We start from the raw sequence: 14994 nt of genomic DNA on the forward strand, positions 1-14994 counted from the left end.
GATGCCTCGTAAGCTGAGAGGATGAAACTAAAAATAAGTGAGTCAGAAATGCTGTCATGCCCGGCCTCACGCAATTAACCAAGATAAGAATGCCGCCGCAGCCAAGCCAAAACCGGCCCACGTGGTGTACGACGTTTTTAGGAAACGTAAACGGGCAACGCTGTTTTCGAATAGCGCAATCAGAGCGATGCCGACCAGCAGCTTGATAATTGCTGCGACGATGGCTAGAAACAATGCGCCTGCGCTGAAGGTGGTCATTTGTCCCCAAGGAACAAATACGCCGATAAACAGTTGTAAAACCACCAGCTGTTTCAGACTGATACCCAGTTTTAGTACTGCAAACGCCGAGCCGGAGTATTCCGTTAGTGGGCCTTCCTGAAGTTCCTGTTCTGCTTCTGCCATATCAAACGGGAGTTTGCCCATTTCGATAAAGGTGGCGAATGCGCAGGCCAACAGCGCTAGCACCAAGGCCAGAGAAGAATTCACATTCCACTCCAGTACGTGAAAACTCATCACACCAAGGTTGGTTGAACCCGCCAGCAGAGCCGTAACCCACAAACCAAGCATCAGGATTGGTTCTACCAGAATGCCTAGCATGGATTCACGGCTAGCGCCGATCCCAGTAAAAGTGCTGCCGGTGTCTAACCCTGCAATAGCAAAGAAGAAACGTGCAACGGCAAACAGATATACGACGGTGATTAAATCGCCGATAGGGGCTAGTGGGCTGATAACTGTCACCACCGGTAGTGCGGTGGCGATAGTTAACATCGTGCCGACCATGACATACGGCATCATCTGGAAAAATACGCCAGAGGCTGCCGGTGAAATATTCTGGCGTTTGAACAGTTTAAAAATGTCGCGATAGTCCTGAAAAATATCAGGTCCTTTACGGCTGTGTATTTTGGCTCGTAGCACGCGGGAAATACCGCTAAACAGTGGAGCCAGTGCTAGCAGGGCTAATGCCTGAATCAGGGCTAGCACAAGGATGGAAAGCGAACTCATATCATTCTCCTCAGGCGAAAATCGCCACTAACAGCAGGGCGAGCTCAATCACCGCTAACGCGGGATAAATGCGCATAGCGCCTTCGCGTAGCAGACCACCAAACAGCGGTGCTGGATTGAATACCTGACGCAGACGATAAACAGGGGCGAACATCACACGCAGTGGTTGAGCAAAGCCTGTGGCTGTAACGACCATTCCGGCTTCATGCCCATAGCCACAGGCCCATGCGTCTCCATGACGACGACGTGGCAGGCGTGCGTTTTTGTACATACCCACCAACAGCAAAGGAATAATGGGGAAGGCCAGAAGTAGAATGGCAATCATCAACGTGGACAGCAGGGTGGTGTTAGTCGTGCCAGAAATCATCACGGCACCCTGAGTCATCTGATGTGGATCGAGCATTAAACCGAGCGATCCAGCCGCTATTTTCAGCATGTAAGGCAGTACCCATGGAGCGCCAATACCGAAGGCCAAACAGCCAATGGCTAATAGCACCGGAGAGAACAACATGGATGCCGGAGCGCAGCCTGCGTTAGCCGCCCCCTCGCTGCGAGGAGCGCCGAGGAATGTCACACCGAAGATTTTCGCCACGCACATCACGGCCAGTGCGCCGGTAATCGCCAGAACAACCATCACCAAAGGGGCAATGATACGCATGCTCAAGGTTGAGGAGTGGCTGAGAGAGAACAGGGTCTGGTAGGTAAACCACTCACTCACAAAGCCGTTAAGCGGTGGTAAAGCGGCCATCGACATCAGGCCAATCAGCATGGCGGTTGCTGTTAGCGGCATACGACGTGCAACGCCACCCAATTTTTCAATATCTTTCGCACCGGTACTGCGGATTACCGCACCAGCGCCAAGGAATAACACGCCTTTAAATAAGGTGTGGTTAACCAAATGGAACAGTCCAGCCATTAAACCGAGCACGGCAAGCGTAGGTTTACCCAGCGCCAGCCCAAGCACACAGGCAGAAAGCCCAAGCAGAATGATGCCGATATTTTCCACGGTGTGATAAGCCAAGAGGCGTTTGATATCGTGCTCCATCAGGGCGTACAAACCACCAATAAAGGCCGTGAGCGCACCGATAATCATCAGCGCTGCGCCCCACCACAGCTGCGGCATTCCTAGCCAGTCAATGCTGAGTTTCAGCAACCCAAACAGACCCACTTTTAACATCACGGAAGAGACGAGCGTGGCGGCATGGCTTGGTGCGCTGGAGTGAACCTGTGGGATCCAGCCATGTAATGGAACCAAGCCAGAAACAATACCGAAACCGAGCAAACCGAGTACAAATACCCATGAGGCTAAGCCACGGCTGAGCGTGGCAAGGTGAAATTCGCTCAGCGCCAAAGTGCCACTATGGCGATACAGAATCCAAAATGCGGCAATGATAAACACGGTGCCCAAGCGTGACATCAGCCAATAAAGGCTGGCAGCCTTACGTGCTTTTGCATCTTGTGCTTGCCATACCAGCAGCGCGGTGAACAGAGTCATCAACTCAAGCAGTGCTACAAACATCACCGCGTTATCGGTGAGGACTAACAGACTGATGGCAGCGCTGAGCATGTTCATCAAACAGCCAATCAGCGCGGCTTTCTTCGGTATATAGCTTTTCAGATAACTAAAGGCATAAATAGCACACAGCAGGCTGACGGCGGAGGTCAGTAACAGCATTAGGCTGTTCAACGTGTTAAATAGCACTGGCGTGTGATTAAACAGGTTGGCGCTAACGATCTCTGGGGTAAAAGTAAGACCTTGGCACGCGCTCCATGTGCCCGCTGCGCCAGCAACGAATGCGCCTAACGCAGCAACGCGAGCGCCGAGCCAGCCAGAGCCGGTTGATCCTAATACCAGCGATAGCAGGGCGGAGATCAAATAAATACTGAGAGCGAAGCTCAATAATTCCACGGTATTCATTGTGCGTCGGACCCCTCTGCGAATGAACTAAACATCATCAAATCGGCATCCATGGCGTCCATTGCATTTTGACGTTTGGCGGCGCTGGCCAGAGCCAACTGGTTATCATCAACCAACATGATGGCGTGAGTTGGGCAGGTACGGACGCATGCGGGCCCTTGTTCGCTGAACTGACATAAATCGCATTTCACGGCGATGCTGCGGATACCGGGATACCAATCTAGGAATGGGCTAATGCCACGTTTGTTTGGCGGTGCAGGAAGAGCCATCGGCGTGTTGCTGTTGGCTGGAATATGCAGGGGCTTACTGCCGTTCATAGTGATAGCACCAAATGGGCAGGCAATGCCGCACAGTTTGCAGCTCACGCACAGGCTTTCGTTAAGCTGAATGGAATCATTGGTATGGGTAATCGCATTGACCGGGCAAACCTGTGCGCACGGCGCGTCTTCACACTGGTGACACATCACAGGCACGGAGTCGCGACTGTTTTTGACCACCACCAGACGCGGCTCAGTTTGCAGGCCGTACATCTTATGCTCTTCAGAGCAAGCGGCCATACAGGTGTTGCACCCGATACATAATCGGGGATCCGCAATAACAAAGCGGTTCATGTTCAGTCCTCTGGTTCAGACTACAAAAGTTAAATTCCCCTTTGTTAAGCACAAAACGTGCCAGTAGGTGTAAATTGGAAAATAGTTGTTTATTTACAGTGAGTTATTGGTCTTGGTGGATGGTGTTTTTGGGTGTCGGAAGTGTGTCGTTGTCGACACTTGAGGGCGGGTTCGACATTAGTGTCGAAGGACTCTTCCCATGACGAAATATCATTGAACTCAATGATAAAGATATTCAGTCGAGAGAAATGATGATAATTCACAAAAATGCCATGAGACTTATCATCATTAATGCGTATGATTGAGTGGTATTTCTATCAGATATGGTACTGCTATTCTTTAAATACTAATGCGATCGGTAATGGATGGCGTAGGCGTCTTTTTAATTTGGCGAAGAAACCTTGGGAGTCTTGCTTGCTGTAAAATGGTTTTGCGTCATGAATAAGGTTAGCTAATTTATTAAAGCGAGGACTGTTATCTGCGGTTAAGAAAATAAGTTCTATATTCATGGGCAGCAAGGACATGTAATTCTTTTTAATTTCAGCAAAGTGTTTGTGAGTGCGTTCTTTATCACCGCAATCCAATAGCATCAGTAATGTGAAGTTATCAAGACCTGATGTAGACTCCGTGACATTTGCAAGCGCTAAACGACAAGTATATATCTCTTTTTGACCACGACAGTATAGATAAATCTGGCGACAAAAAGCTCGTGGCATATCAAGCACTGTTATGGTTTTTTGTGGCTGATTTAATTCGATTTTTTTGTTTTTTTCTTTAGCTGTGACGATCAGGCTCATTATTTGGCCATGCTCAAGGATTGCGTAGTTATCGCTATTTTCCGTAGCGACTAGCGCAAACCGTTCCATTGTTGCAAGTTTTAGAATCACGAAGCCATTAACAGGTGTCCACTGTGCTGAATTATCGCTTTCTTGTATGGCGGGAAGGTATTCGGGTTGTGTATTTTCATCTACAGATAAATAGCTGTATATTATTTTATCGCCCGTTTCTGGCAATATGTGAAAGATACCTGAAAATTCAGACTTACCGTTACTTATCGGTTTATGCTCGCCAAGTATCCAGAATGTTTGGTCGCAAAATGATTGGAAAAGATTATAACAATGCTCACTTAAATCTTCATTTTCATTAAGTTGAGCGATAGCATTAATTTGGGCGATTATCGGGAAACCCATAGTGAATTTTTCATCCTTGATATTAAATTCTGTTGTTAGCACTTTAAATAATACAGCAGATAATATTAAGGTGAACAGTATTATTATTTAATCTTGGCTACAGACTCTCTCACTTTCAACTCTCCCACAAACGGCTCTACAGGTTCTACAATCTCGCCACTGCTTAATCGCAGCGCTTGGGTAATTGCCGTAGAGATCATCTTATCGATAGGTAAGTAAACCGTGGAAAGCGACGGTTGTAGATACTCGGCGCTAGGTTCATCGTCGAAACCAAATAGTGAGACATCCTCGGGTACGCGTTTTCCGGCCTGATGTAAGGCGCGAAGTGCGCCGATCGCCATATCGTCGTTGCAGGCAAAGAGGGCAGTGAAAGGTTGCTGACGAGCGAGTAGTTCACAGCAGGCATGGTAACCACCTGCAACACTGCTATCACCGAGTGTAACTAAGCTGTCGTGATAGGTTATTTGATTTTGTTCCAGAGCATCTTTATAACCCGCTAGGCGAGACTGCGCGGTTGGTGTATTAATAGGCGCCGTAATGCAGGCTATTTGCCGATGACCCTGTGTAATCAGATACTTAACCACTTCGCTTGCGGCTTGCTGTTGCTCGAAGAAGACGCAGCGATCGCGAGCCTGAGGTAAATCTCGATTAATCACCATGAGAGCGTGATGCTGGCTGATCAACTGCATCAGCGCGGGTTCTTCCATAAAACGCGTATAGAGGATGATAGCGTCACAGCGGCGGTCAATAAGCAGGTGTACGGCTTCACGTTCACCTTCTGGGGTATCATGACCATCGGTCACAATCATATGTTTCCCGCTTGCTTCTATCAGGTGTGCGGCTTGTCGAAGCAAACGGCCAAAATTTGATACAACTAAACCAATGGTATTGGAGGTTTGATTCGCCAATGCCTGCGCTAAGAGGTTGGGGCGATAGCCTAACTCCTCTACGGCTTTAAATACCGCTATGCGCGTGCTTTCTTTGACTTGGCCCGTGCCGTTTAATACTCGGGAAACGGTGGCCTTGGACACTCCAGCACGCAGCGATACATCCAGCATGGTTATCATCAATATCTTCCCTACTTTATGCGTAAAAATGCGAGATTATCATACCAACCGTGGCGTAGAGACCGAATGTCGACAGACGAGCGTGGGGCTGAACATATTGGTTGTTTCGGGGAGTGGCAACTGTTTGGATAAGGCCAGTGCCAACTCTGCGGCTTGAGTCGCCATTGCCACGACGGGGTAACGAATGGTGGTTAAGCGAGGTCGCAGATAACGCGAAATTAAAACGTCATCAAATCCGATCAGTGAAATTTTCCCCGGAACATCAATGCTGTTATCGCTTAGCACTGACAGTGCGCCTGCGGCCATAGGATCGTTATAACAGGTGACCGCGGTGAGTGTTTTACCATGGCCAAGCAGTTCGGTCATCGCCTGCTCACCACCGATTTCATCAGGTGAACCATAGGCAATCAGCTTGTCGTCCACCGGAATACCGTGTTCGTGCAGGGCATCCAAATAGCCTTGCAGACGATCGTGCGCATCCGAAATGGGATGGTTAGAACAGATGCAGGCAATGTGTTTATGTCCTTGTTGAATCAGATGGCGTGTTGCCAACCACGCGCCGTAGCGGTCATCAAGCGCTACGCAGCGGGTTTCAAACCCCGGCAGTGTGCGGTTAATCAGTACCATGCCCGGTATTTGTTTCATCAGATGCGCCAGCTCTTCATCTGGGATCATTTTGGAGTGAACCACCAGCGCCGCGCAGCGATGGCGAATTAATTGTTCGATAGCCTGACGTTCTTTATCGATGTTGTGATAGCCATTGCCGATCAGGAGAAAATTTCCGGTTGCATAAGCAACCTGTTCAACGGCCTTAACCATGGCACCAAAAAATGGATCGGAAACGTCTGACACAATTAAGCCAATAGTTTCAGTTGCTTGTTGGGCTAATGCCCGCGCATTGGCGTTTGGGTGATACTGTAACTGCTCCATGGCAGACATCACGGCGGCGCGTGAGCTGTCGCTTGCTTTTGGCGAGTTATTGATAACGCGAGAAACCGTGGCGACGGAGACTCCCGCGAGCCTAGCAACATCCTTTATGGTAGCCATGGGATTATCCAAAAATACAGTGAAGGGAAAGCGTTTACACGCCAGTGTTGCGGAAAAGCCCCGATGCTGCAAGCCCCGCAACGTATCGGTTTTTAGCGATATGTCGCAGAACCGTAGAAATCACACCGCTAGTTACATTTTACGCACGAATGTTGCGATTAGCCGCTGGCGACAGATGGAACAGCGTTTTAATCTAAACATCCCAGAGGTATTGATTGGTGAGATTTCAGTACATTTGTTACTGAAGCCAATAAATTACACCGACCTACGCGGATGCGTAGGTTTTTTTTTGTTTCCCCTTCGTCATTGAAGCTGCGGCTGTGTTAGCTCATCGGGATTCACTCATTTGCTGCCTTGCCTGCTTCCCATTCGCCTGATTTATTTCTTGGCCGTGATTTTCCTTAAGGTGTTTCGCGTTTGAAAGCTAATTTACATATCGTTTCATTTGGAATGGTTATCTTGCGATTAATGCGTAGTGCAGGGACTGAATGTCTTCTACATTAACCGTCCCAGAGGTATTGATTGGTGAATTTTTCAGTACATTTGTGACTGAACCAAGAAATTACACCGACCTACGCGGATGCGTAGGTTTTTTTTTGCCTCAAATTCTGCCGCAGTTTAAGTATCGCTTAAATCTTAAAAATCGATTAATTCCCTCCGATTACCTGAAAAAATATCAGCACTCTAGTATGCTCAGTCGAATTGTATTTGACGCTAGCGTATAGCCTTTTGAACATAGGGAGATGTGCATGATTTATCGCTTTTTCAGCGCTCTATTCCGCTTTTTATTCCGTATAAAAATAACTGGACTGGAACACTCTTTCAAACACGACAAGTTGCTGATCACCCCAAATCACGTTTCTTTTTTAGATGGCGCGTTGATGGCGCTTTATTTGCCGGTGCGTCCCGTGTTTGCCGTCTATAGCTCTATTGCCGATAGTCGCTATATGCGCTTTATCAGTAAATATGTCGATATCGTCGCACTCGACCCAACAAAGCCGATGGCGATTAAGCATCTGATTCGTATGGTCGAGCAGGGGCGGCCAGTGGTGATTTTCCCTGAAGGGCGTATTACCGTGACCGGCTCAATGATGAAAATCTATGACGGTGCCGCGTTTGTTGCTGCGCGTTCGGGGGCCGCGATTATTCCTGTTCGTATTGAAGGCGCTGAGTTTACGCCTTTTGGACGTTTGCGCGGATTGTTCAAGGTGCGCTGGTTCCCACAGATCAGCATCAATATCTTACCGCCAACACATTTAGCCATGCCTGATGCGCCGCGCGCGCGCGAACGTCGGGTTTTAGCCGGTGAGCGTTTACACGATATTATGATGAAAGCGCGCATGGATTCTCAGCCGCGTCATACGCTTTATCAGGCATATCTCGCTGCAATGACGCGTTACGGTGCCTCAAAACCTATTATTGAAGATATCGCCTTTAAGGAAGACAGTTACCGTTCATTACTCAAGAAATCTCTTGGTGTGAGCCGTATTTTGGAGCGTTTTACGAGGCCAGGCGAACACGTTGGGATGTTGTTGCCCAATGCCACGATAACCGCTGCGGCGATTATTGGAGCGACGCTCCGTAACCGTGTCCCAGCGTTGCTGAATTATACGGCGGGCGTTAACGGTGTGAAAAATGCCATGTTGGCCGCCAATATCAAAACCATCGTGACTTCGCGTCAGTTCTTGGAAAAGGGCAAATTGACCCACCTGCCGGAGCAGGTCGTCGAGGCTAACTGGGTTTATTTGGAAGACCTGAAAGACACGGTAACGCGTGATGATAAAATTTGGATTATCAAACATTTGATGTGTCCAGCAAAAGCGATGCTGCCGCAAAAGCCTGATGATGCCGCGCTGATTTTGTTTACCTCTGGTTCAGAGGGGTATCCGAAAGGTGTCGTACATTCTCACGCGAGTTTGCTAGCAAACGTCGAACAAATCCGTACGGTGGCGGATTTTACTCCGGCTGACCGGTTTATGTCTGCTTTACCGCTGTTCCATGCATTTGGCTTGACCGTTGGCCTATTAACGCCATTGATGACGGGCAGTCGTGTATTCCTGTATCCAAGCCCGCTGCATTATCGTGTAGTACCAGAACTGGTCTACGATCGTAATTGTACTGTGTTGTTTGGCACTTCAACCTTTTTGGGGAACTACGCACGTTTTGCACACCCATATGATTTTGCTCGTTTGCGCTATGTGGTGGCTGGTGCAGAAAAGCTATCCCCAAATACGGCTCAGATTTGGCAGGATAAATTTGGTATCCGCATTCTTGAAGGATATGGGGTGACCGAGTGTGCCCCCGTGGTGGCAATTAACGTGCCGATGTCGACGAAGGTCGGCAGCGTTGGACGCATTTTACCGTCGATGGAAGCACGTTTGATTAAGATGACCGGGATTGAGCAGGGTGGTCGTTTACAGTTGCGCGGGCCGAATATTATGAAAGGCTATCTGCGGGTTGAAAATCCAGGGGTACTGGAAATGCCGCAGGCTGAAAATGCCGACGGTGTGATGGAAGCGGGATGGTATGACACGGGTGATATCGTGACGCTAGATGATAAAGGCTATTGCGTTATTCGTGGTCGCGTTAAGCGCTTTGCTAAACTGGCTGGAGAAATGGTGTCTCTTGAAAGTGTGGAACAACTGGCGCTGAAGATTTCTCCCGATCATGAACACGCAGCGTCTTCACGTAGCGACAGCAGTAAAGGGGAAGCGTTGGTACTGTTTACTACCGATCCTGAACTGAGCCGTGATCGTCTGCTAAAACAGGCGCGCGAAAGCGGAGTACCGGAGCTTGCTGTACCTCGTGATATTCGTTTCTTGAAGCCACTGCCGTTGCTAGGTAGCGGAAAAGTCGATTTTGTCACTCTGCGCCAACTGGCTGAAAACAAAGAAACTGCCGACGGAGAAACCGTATGACAGATGCAGCACACTCAACTGGGCCGTTATTAAACCGCAGCATGAAGGCGGTGATTCTGGCTCAGTTTTTTTCCGCATTTGGCGATAACGCGTTGTTGTTTGCCACCCTTGCGGTGATTAAACAACAGCTCTATCCCGACTGGAGCCAACCGGTTTTGCAGATGGCGTTTGTGGCGACTTATATTGTGCTCGCGCCGTTTGTCGGGCAGTTTGCCGATAGTTTTTCAAAGGGCCAAGTGATGATGGTCGCCAACTCGCTGAAACTGCTAGGGGCGCTGGCAATCTGCTTTGGTTTTAATCCTTTCTTGGGATATGCCTTGGTGGGGATTGGTGCTGCGGCTTACTCACCGGCTAAGTACGGGATCCTCGGCGAGATCACCAGCGGCGATCAGCTAGTAAAAGCAAATGGTTTGATGGAGGCCTCCACAATTGTCGCAATCCTCATTGGATCTGTGGCGGGTGGCATGATGGCTGACTTGAACGTGATTGCGGCGTTAGCCCTCTGTGTGCTGGTGTATGGGGCAGCGGTTGTGGCTAACGGGTTCATTCCGAAATTAAACCCCGCACATCCCGCTCGCTCATGGAACCCGGTTCGCATGGTGTCTATTTTTGGCGATGCATGTCGTGTGCTTTGGAGCAATCAGGAAGCACGCTTCTCGCTGATCGGCACTAGCCTGTTTTGGGGCGCAGGTGTTACGTTGCGTTTCCTGCTGGTGCTGTGGGTGCCTGTGGTTCTGAATATTACGGATAACACTACGCCGACTCTGCTGAATGCGATGGTGGCCGTGGGGATTGTTATCGGCGCGGGTGCGGCGGCAAAACTGGTGACGTTAACGACGGTTAAACGTTGTTTACCGGCGGGCGTCTTAATCGGTGTCGTCGTAGCTTGGTTTGCGATGCAAAGCAGCCCATCGCTTTCCTATGTGTTGTTAGTACTGGTAGGCATTTGCGGCGGATTTTTTGTGGTGCCGCTTAATGCGCTCCTGCAAGAACGGGGTAAACACACCGTTGGTGCAGGTAATGCCATTGCCGTGCAGAATCTTGGTGAAAATACCGCGATGTTGTTGATGCTCGGACTCTACTCGCTGGTAGTCAAAGTCGGCGTGCCCGTAGTGGGGATTGGCGTGGGGTTTGGCGTGGTATTTGCCTTGGCCATTGTCGGTGTGTGGGGATGGGACGTTGTGCGCAGGAAGCGCAGCGCTTAAACCTTATTCGTTTCCCCTCCCAATATCGGGAGGGGGCTTATCTTAGCTTTTACGGCGCCGGATAAGTGAAGCGACCATGGATCTCTTCAATCGCCTTCAGCACTTCTTCATCTAGCACTAGATTTCTGCTTTCGATATTACTTTTTAGCTGTTCAAGCGTTGTTGCGCCAAGCAGCGTGCTGGCTACAAACGGCTGTTGGCGCACGAAAGCCAGCGCCATTTGTGCCGGATCTAAAGCGTGTTTTTTCGCTAACTGAACATACTCCGCGACCGCCGCTTCGGTTTGTTTGCTGGTATAGCGCGTAAAGCGGCTAAACAGGGTATTGCGCGCGGTGGCGGGTTTGGCACCGTTCAGATACTTGCCGCTCAAGGTGCCAAAGCCTAAACAGGAATAGGCCAGCAGTTCCACCCCTTCATACTGGCTAATTTCAGCCAGACCTACCTCAAAGCTGCGGTTGAGCAAACTGTAGGGATTCTGAATCGAAACAATGCGCGGCAGATCGTGTTTCTCTGCTAGTTGGAGGTAACGCATCACGCCCCAAGGCGTTTCGTTGGAAACGCCGATGTAGCGAATTTTGCCCGCACGAACCTGTTCTGACAGCGCTTCCAGCGTTTCTAAAATAGTGACCACCGGTTTTTGCTCGGTATAGCGATAGCCCAACTGACCAAAACAGTTAGTCGGCCGCTGTGGCCAGTGAAGCTGATAGAGATCGATATAGTCGGTATTAAGCCGTTTTAAGCTGTCGTCCAATGCGGCTCGGATATTTTTGCGATCGAGAGCCTGATCGGGACGGATCCCACTGTCATTGTTGCGGACTGGCCCAGTGATTTTTGTGGCGAGGACGATTTTCTCACGATTGCCGCGTTTGGCTAACCAACTGCCAATGTAAGACTCGGTAAGCCCTTGAGTTTCGGGACGTGGGGGCACTGGATACATTTCGGCGGTATCAATCAGATTAATCCCGCTGGCGATGGCTAAATCGAGTTGCGCGTGGGCATCAGCTTCGCTGTTTTGTTCCCCGAACGTCATGGTTCCTAAACCCAGTTCGCTAACTTCCAGCGAGCTGTGCGGAATGCGGTGATATTGCATAGCTGAGTATCCTTTAATTAGAACGTATTCTTGTACTCTTCATCCTTCATGCTGTCTCTGCGTTGGCTGCACTCGCTCACCCCAATCATGTACGTAGGTACGCGTCTGGGGATTTGCTCGCTTGCCGCCTTGATGCAACTTGAATGATTTTGCATATAGAGGATGGAACGTCACCCTCGTTTTATTTCTGCTACGACTTTACCAAGATTACGCTGATTTGTGCTTGCGCTGAACTGTCATATTTCTAGAACAACTTTGTCACAGAACCGTCACTAAGGCTTCTTATACTTCCTGCAAGTTTGAAGTGAATTTTTATCCCCTAACTCGTTGAAGTTACGTTAAGTCTGCAGCGAACATAGCGAAAGCAGGCTCGCCATCAACGATGATGGGAATAAATAGAGTATTTATTTACAAGGAGATAGTGAAGTGGCCTCTAAGAAAATTTTCCCGTTGTCTTTGGTTAGTCTAATGATGCTGATGCCTCCGTCCCATGCGGCGAATCCACCGATTGCTGATTTATCGGCGCGTGCCGCTCAGGGGGATATCACCCAGTTCGGTGGCGCTCGCCGTATGACTCAGGATCAAACCACCGCGCTGATCGCTTCGCTTAGTAATAAAACGGCCAAGAATGTGATTTTGCTTATCGGTGACGGCATGGGGGATTCTGAAATTACCTCTGCGCGTAACTATGCCGAAGGTGCTGGTGGTCAATTCAAGGGCATAGACGCGTTGCCGCTGACGGGACAATATACGCATTATTCTCTGAATAAGAAGACGCATAAACCAGACTATGTCACGGATTCTGCCGCGTCTGCCACCGCGTGGAGCACTGGCGTCAAGACCTATAACGGTGCATTGGGTGTAGATGTTAATGGCAAATCTCATCGCACTTTGCTGGAGATTGCTAAGGCGGCGGGTAAAGCAACTGGTAACGTTTCTACGGCTGAATTGCAGGATGCGACGCCGGCTGCGCAGGCATCACATGTGACTTCGCGTAAGTGTTATGGACCCAGTAAAACGTTGGAACTGTGTCCAGGCAATGCGCTTGAGAACGGCGGTGAGGGCTCTATCACCGAGCAGTTATTAAAGACACGTGCTGATGTTACGTTGGGCGGTGGCGCTAAAACTTTCTCTGAAACGGTAAACGCGGGTGATTGGAAAGGTAAAACCTTGATGCAGCAGGCCGAAGGGTCTGGCTATCAGGTGGTGACGGATTTGGACGGCCTGAATAAAATCAGTGTCGCAAATCAACAAAAACCGGTGTTAGGGCTGTTTGCTGATGGGAATATGCCGGTGCGTTGGCAGGGGCCGAAAGCCACTTATCACGGTAATCTGGATAATCCACCGGTGAGCTGTACTGTCAATCCAGAGCGTAGTGCGTCAACTCCAACGCTGGCACAGATGACAGAAAAAGCGATTTCACTGTTGGAGAAGAACAAAAACGGTTTCTTCTTGCAAGTCGAAGGGGCATCCATTGATAAGCAGGATCATGCTGCCAATCCGTGTGGCCAATTTGGCGAAACGGTCGATTTAGATGAAGCAGTGCAAAAGGCGTTGGATTTTGCACGTAAAGATGGCAATACGTTAGTGATCGTCACCGCAGACCATGCGCATTCTAGCCAAATTATTGCGCCGGAGAGCAAAGCGCCGGGATTGACTCAGGCACTGACTACTAAAGATGGTGCAATCATGGCAATTAGCTACGGCAACTCCGAAGAAGAATCACAGGAGCACACGGGGTCACAGCTCCGTATTGCGGCCTATGGCCCACATGCGGGCAATGTCGTCGGGCTGACGGATCAAACCGATTTGTTCTTTACCATGCGTGATGCGATGGGGCTGAAGTGATGGAGTGTCCGCGGATATAGCTATCGCGATACGTGTTTAGCCATATGAGACAAAAAACCAGATGTTATCCACATCTGGTTTTTTTATGTGCAGTGCTTACCTAAAATAGGTAGGAATTTTTATAAAGTAACGCTGAGGTATTTATTCATTGCATGATATGTTTTAGCTCTTAGTATTTTCTAAATAGCGTTTGTATTCAGAATTATCACATGAAAGAAAATAGCCCAGTAGATGGAAAAGCCTATATTGAGGGTGACGTAGAAGAACATCTCCGCTTTTATCGGCTATGTGGAATTATGGCTGCAGCAACCGCCGTATTTATTACCTTACTCATGGTATTGCTTTTCCCTGAAAGCATGTATGAAGAATCCTATCGTATTGCCTGCATTGTGTTTGGCCCCGTTACGTTAGTGTTAATCCTTGGAATGTTTAAATATCCGGTGGCCTGTAGCTGGATATTATTTGTCACTTTTCATTCTATGCTGCTGTACGCCTTTTTTGATGGAACAACGTTTAACCTCGTTATTTCTACGTTGTTTTCCTTGTTCTTTTTATTAGGCGCAGTTGCGATGACCCAATTTTCTTTTGGGGCTGTACGACCGCTTTGGTTGGCACAAAGAGGTTGGAAACCGATAACGTCACTCTGTTTACTGTCGGTATTGGTGACGCTTATCAGCAGCGGCTATGCCCTGCGCTGGATAGAGTTGAAAAAAGAAGATCCTTTGCAGTGGATTGAGTATCGGCGCGAAATGTTAAATCGGTATGTGAATGCAGCGCCGCAAGACGACCTTCAAGACAGTACATTCAAATTACGCCGCGTCAGGTTGGAAGGAAAAACGCTGGTGTTTGTTTTTCGAGTATTGCCTCAACAAGACCAGATTGTTGAAGTGGCCTTAGCCGAACATACTAAAGAACATTTTGCATCTCATTGTCGTGAGAAAGGGATCCGCGAGTACAACATGAAGGTCATGTATGTTTATCACGTGGGGCAGTTAGAGCATATCTTTGTTAGGGATAAAAAAGATTGCGATAAGACCTGAATCGGCGATAGCAAAAAGGAGAACCGAGGTTCTCCTTTTCAATTTTAGATAATGACAG

General features: G+C 48.9%; 11 protein-coding genes. 4 read left to right on the top strand and 7 right to left on the bottom strand.

What is annotated here, in order from left to right; translation table 11 throughout:
• Window positions 1-66: 66 nt before the first annotated feature.
• The 6 genes from K9N75_RS04025 to galR form a co-directional block, all read right to left on the bottom strand.
• Complete coding sequence (locus K9N75_RS04025; protein WP_224452247.1) at window positions 67-1002, bottom strand: respiratory chain complex I subunit 1 family protein; 936 nt, start codon at window positions 1000-1002, stop codon at window positions 67-69.
• Window positions 1003-1012: 10 nt separating this feature from the next.
• Window positions 1013-2920 (bottom strand): proton-conducting transporter transmembrane domain-containing protein, encoded by a 1908-nt coding sequence (locus K9N75_RS04030; RefSeq protein ID WP_039185530.1) that lies wholly within the window; start codon window positions 2918-2920, stop codon window positions 1013-1015.
• A complete protein-coding gene (locus tag K9N75_RS04035; protein ID WP_224452248.1) occupies window positions 2917-3531 on the bottom strand; it encodes a 4Fe-4S dicluster domain-containing protein in 615 nt (204 codons plus the stop codon). The genes K9N75_RS04030 and K9N75_RS04035 overlap by 4 nt, the downstream gene beginning before the upstream one ends.
• Before the next feature lie 332 nt (window positions 3532-3863).
• Window positions 3864-4721, bottom strand: coding sequence for an enhanced serine sensitivity protein SseB C-terminal domain-containing protein (locus K9N75_RS04040; RefSeq protein WP_224452249.1), 858 nt, complete (start codon window positions 4719-4721; stop codon window positions 3864-3866).
• A gap of 83 nt (window positions 4722-4804) precedes the next feature.
• A complete protein-coding gene (locus K9N75_RS04045) occupies window positions 4805-5788 on the bottom strand; it encodes a LacI family DNA-binding transcriptional regulator (protein WP_224452250.1) in 984 nt (327 codons plus the stop codon).
• A gap of 39 nt (window positions 5789-5827) precedes the next feature.
• Window positions 5828-6835, bottom strand: coding sequence for an HTH-type transcriptional regulator GalR (galR, locus tag K9N75_RS04050; protein WP_008815132.1), 1008 nt, complete (start codon window positions 6833-6835; stop codon window positions 5828-5830).
• A gap of 749 nt (window positions 6836-7584) precedes the next feature.
• Between galR and aas the strand changes: the two genes are divergently transcribed.
• Together aas and lplT are read left to right on the top strand one after the other, a co-directional pair.
• Window positions 7585-9753 (top strand): bifunctional acyl-ACP--phospholipid O-acyltransferase/long-chain-fatty-acid--ACP ligase, encoded by a 2169-nt coding sequence (gene aas / locus K9N75_RS04055; RefSeq protein WP_039185540.1) that lies wholly within the window; start codon window positions 7585-7587, stop codon window positions 9751-9753.
• On the top strand, window positions 9750-10958 hold the full coding sequence (gene lplT, locus K9N75_RS04060; RefSeq protein WP_039185542.1) for a lysophospholipid transporter LplT: 1209 nt from the start codon (window positions 9750-9752) through the stop codon (window positions 10956-10958). The genes aas and lplT overlap by 4 nt, the downstream gene beginning before the upstream one ends.
• A 49-nt stretch (window positions 10959-11007) precedes the next feature.
• Here lplT and K9N75_RS04065 read toward each other — a convergent pair whose 3' ends face one another.
• Entirely contained in the window at window positions 11008-12048 is a 1041-nt protein-coding gene (locus tag K9N75_RS04065) for an NADP(H)-dependent aldo-keto reductase (protein ID WP_008815135.1), read from the bottom strand.
• A gap of 468 nt (window positions 12049-12516) precedes the next feature.
• Here K9N75_RS04065 and phoA point away from each other — a divergent pair, with 468 nt between their 5' ends.
• Window positions 12517-13896 (top strand): alkaline phosphatase, encoded by a 1380-nt coding sequence (gene phoA / locus K9N75_RS04070; RefSeq protein ID WP_051146189.1) that lies wholly within the window; start codon window positions 12517-12519, stop codon window positions 13894-13896.
• Window positions 13897-14105: 209 nt separating this feature from the next.
• Window positions 14106-14936: a hypothetical protein gene (locus K9N75_RS04075; RefSeq protein WP_008815137.1), complete on the top strand. Its 831-nt coding sequence runs from the start codon at window positions 14106-14108 to the stop codon at window positions 14934-14936.
• The last annotated feature ends 58 nt before the right edge of the window (window positions 14937-14994 follow it).

The organism is Hafnia paralvei, assembly GCF_020150375.1.
In the GTDB taxonomy this organism is placed as follows: Bacteria; Pseudomonadota; Gammaproteobacteria; order Enterobacterales; family Enterobacteriaceae; genus Hafnia; species Hafnia paralvei.

What these genes read in the sequence shown, in the direction of transcription:
- K9N75_RS04025 (WP_224452247.1), bottom strand. Translation starts at nt 1,002, where the DNA reads ATGAGTTCGCTTTCCATCCTTGTGCTAGCCCTGATTCAGGCATTAGCC.
- K9N75_RS04030 (WP_039185530.1), bottom strand. Translation starts at nt 2,920, where the DNA reads ATGAATACCGTGGAATTATTGAGCTTCGCTCTCAGTATTTATTTGATC.
- K9N75_RS04035 (WP_224452248.1), bottom strand. Translation starts at nt 3,531, where the DNA reads ATGAACCGCTTTGTTATTGCGGATCCCCGATTATGTATCGGGTGCAAC.
- K9N75_RS04040 (WP_224452249.1), bottom strand. Translation starts at nt 4,721, where the DNA reads ATGGGTTTCCCGATAATCGCCCAAATTAATGCTATCGCTCAACTTAAT.
- K9N75_RS04045 (WP_224452250.1), bottom strand. Translation starts at nt 5,788, where the DNA reads ATGATAACCATGCTGGATGTATCGCTGCGTGCTGGAGTGTCCAAGGCC.
- galR (WP_008815132.1), bottom strand. Translation starts at nt 6,835, where the DNA reads ATGGCTACCATAAAGGATGTTGCTAGGCTCGCGGGAGTCTCCGTCGCC.
- aas (WP_039185540.1), top strand. Translation starts at nt 7,585, where the DNA reads ATGATTTATCGCTTTTTCAGCGCTCTATTCCGCTTTTTATTCCGTATA.
- lplT (WP_039185542.1), top strand. Translation starts at nt 9,750, where the DNA reads ATGACAGATGCAGCACACTCAACTGGGCCGTTATTAAACCGCAGCATG.
- K9N75_RS04065 (WP_008815135.1), bottom strand. Translation starts at nt 12,048, where the DNA reads ATGCAATATCACCGCATTCCGCACAGCTCGCTGGAAGTTAGCGAACTG.
- phoA (WP_051146189.1), top strand. Translation starts at nt 12,517, where the DNA reads ATGATGCTGATGCCTCCGTCCCATGCGGCGAATCCACCGATTGCTGAT.
- K9N75_RS04075 (WP_008815137.1), top strand. Translation starts at nt 14,106, where the DNA reads ATGAAAGAAAATAGCCCAGTAGATGGAAAAGCCTATATTGAGGGTGAC.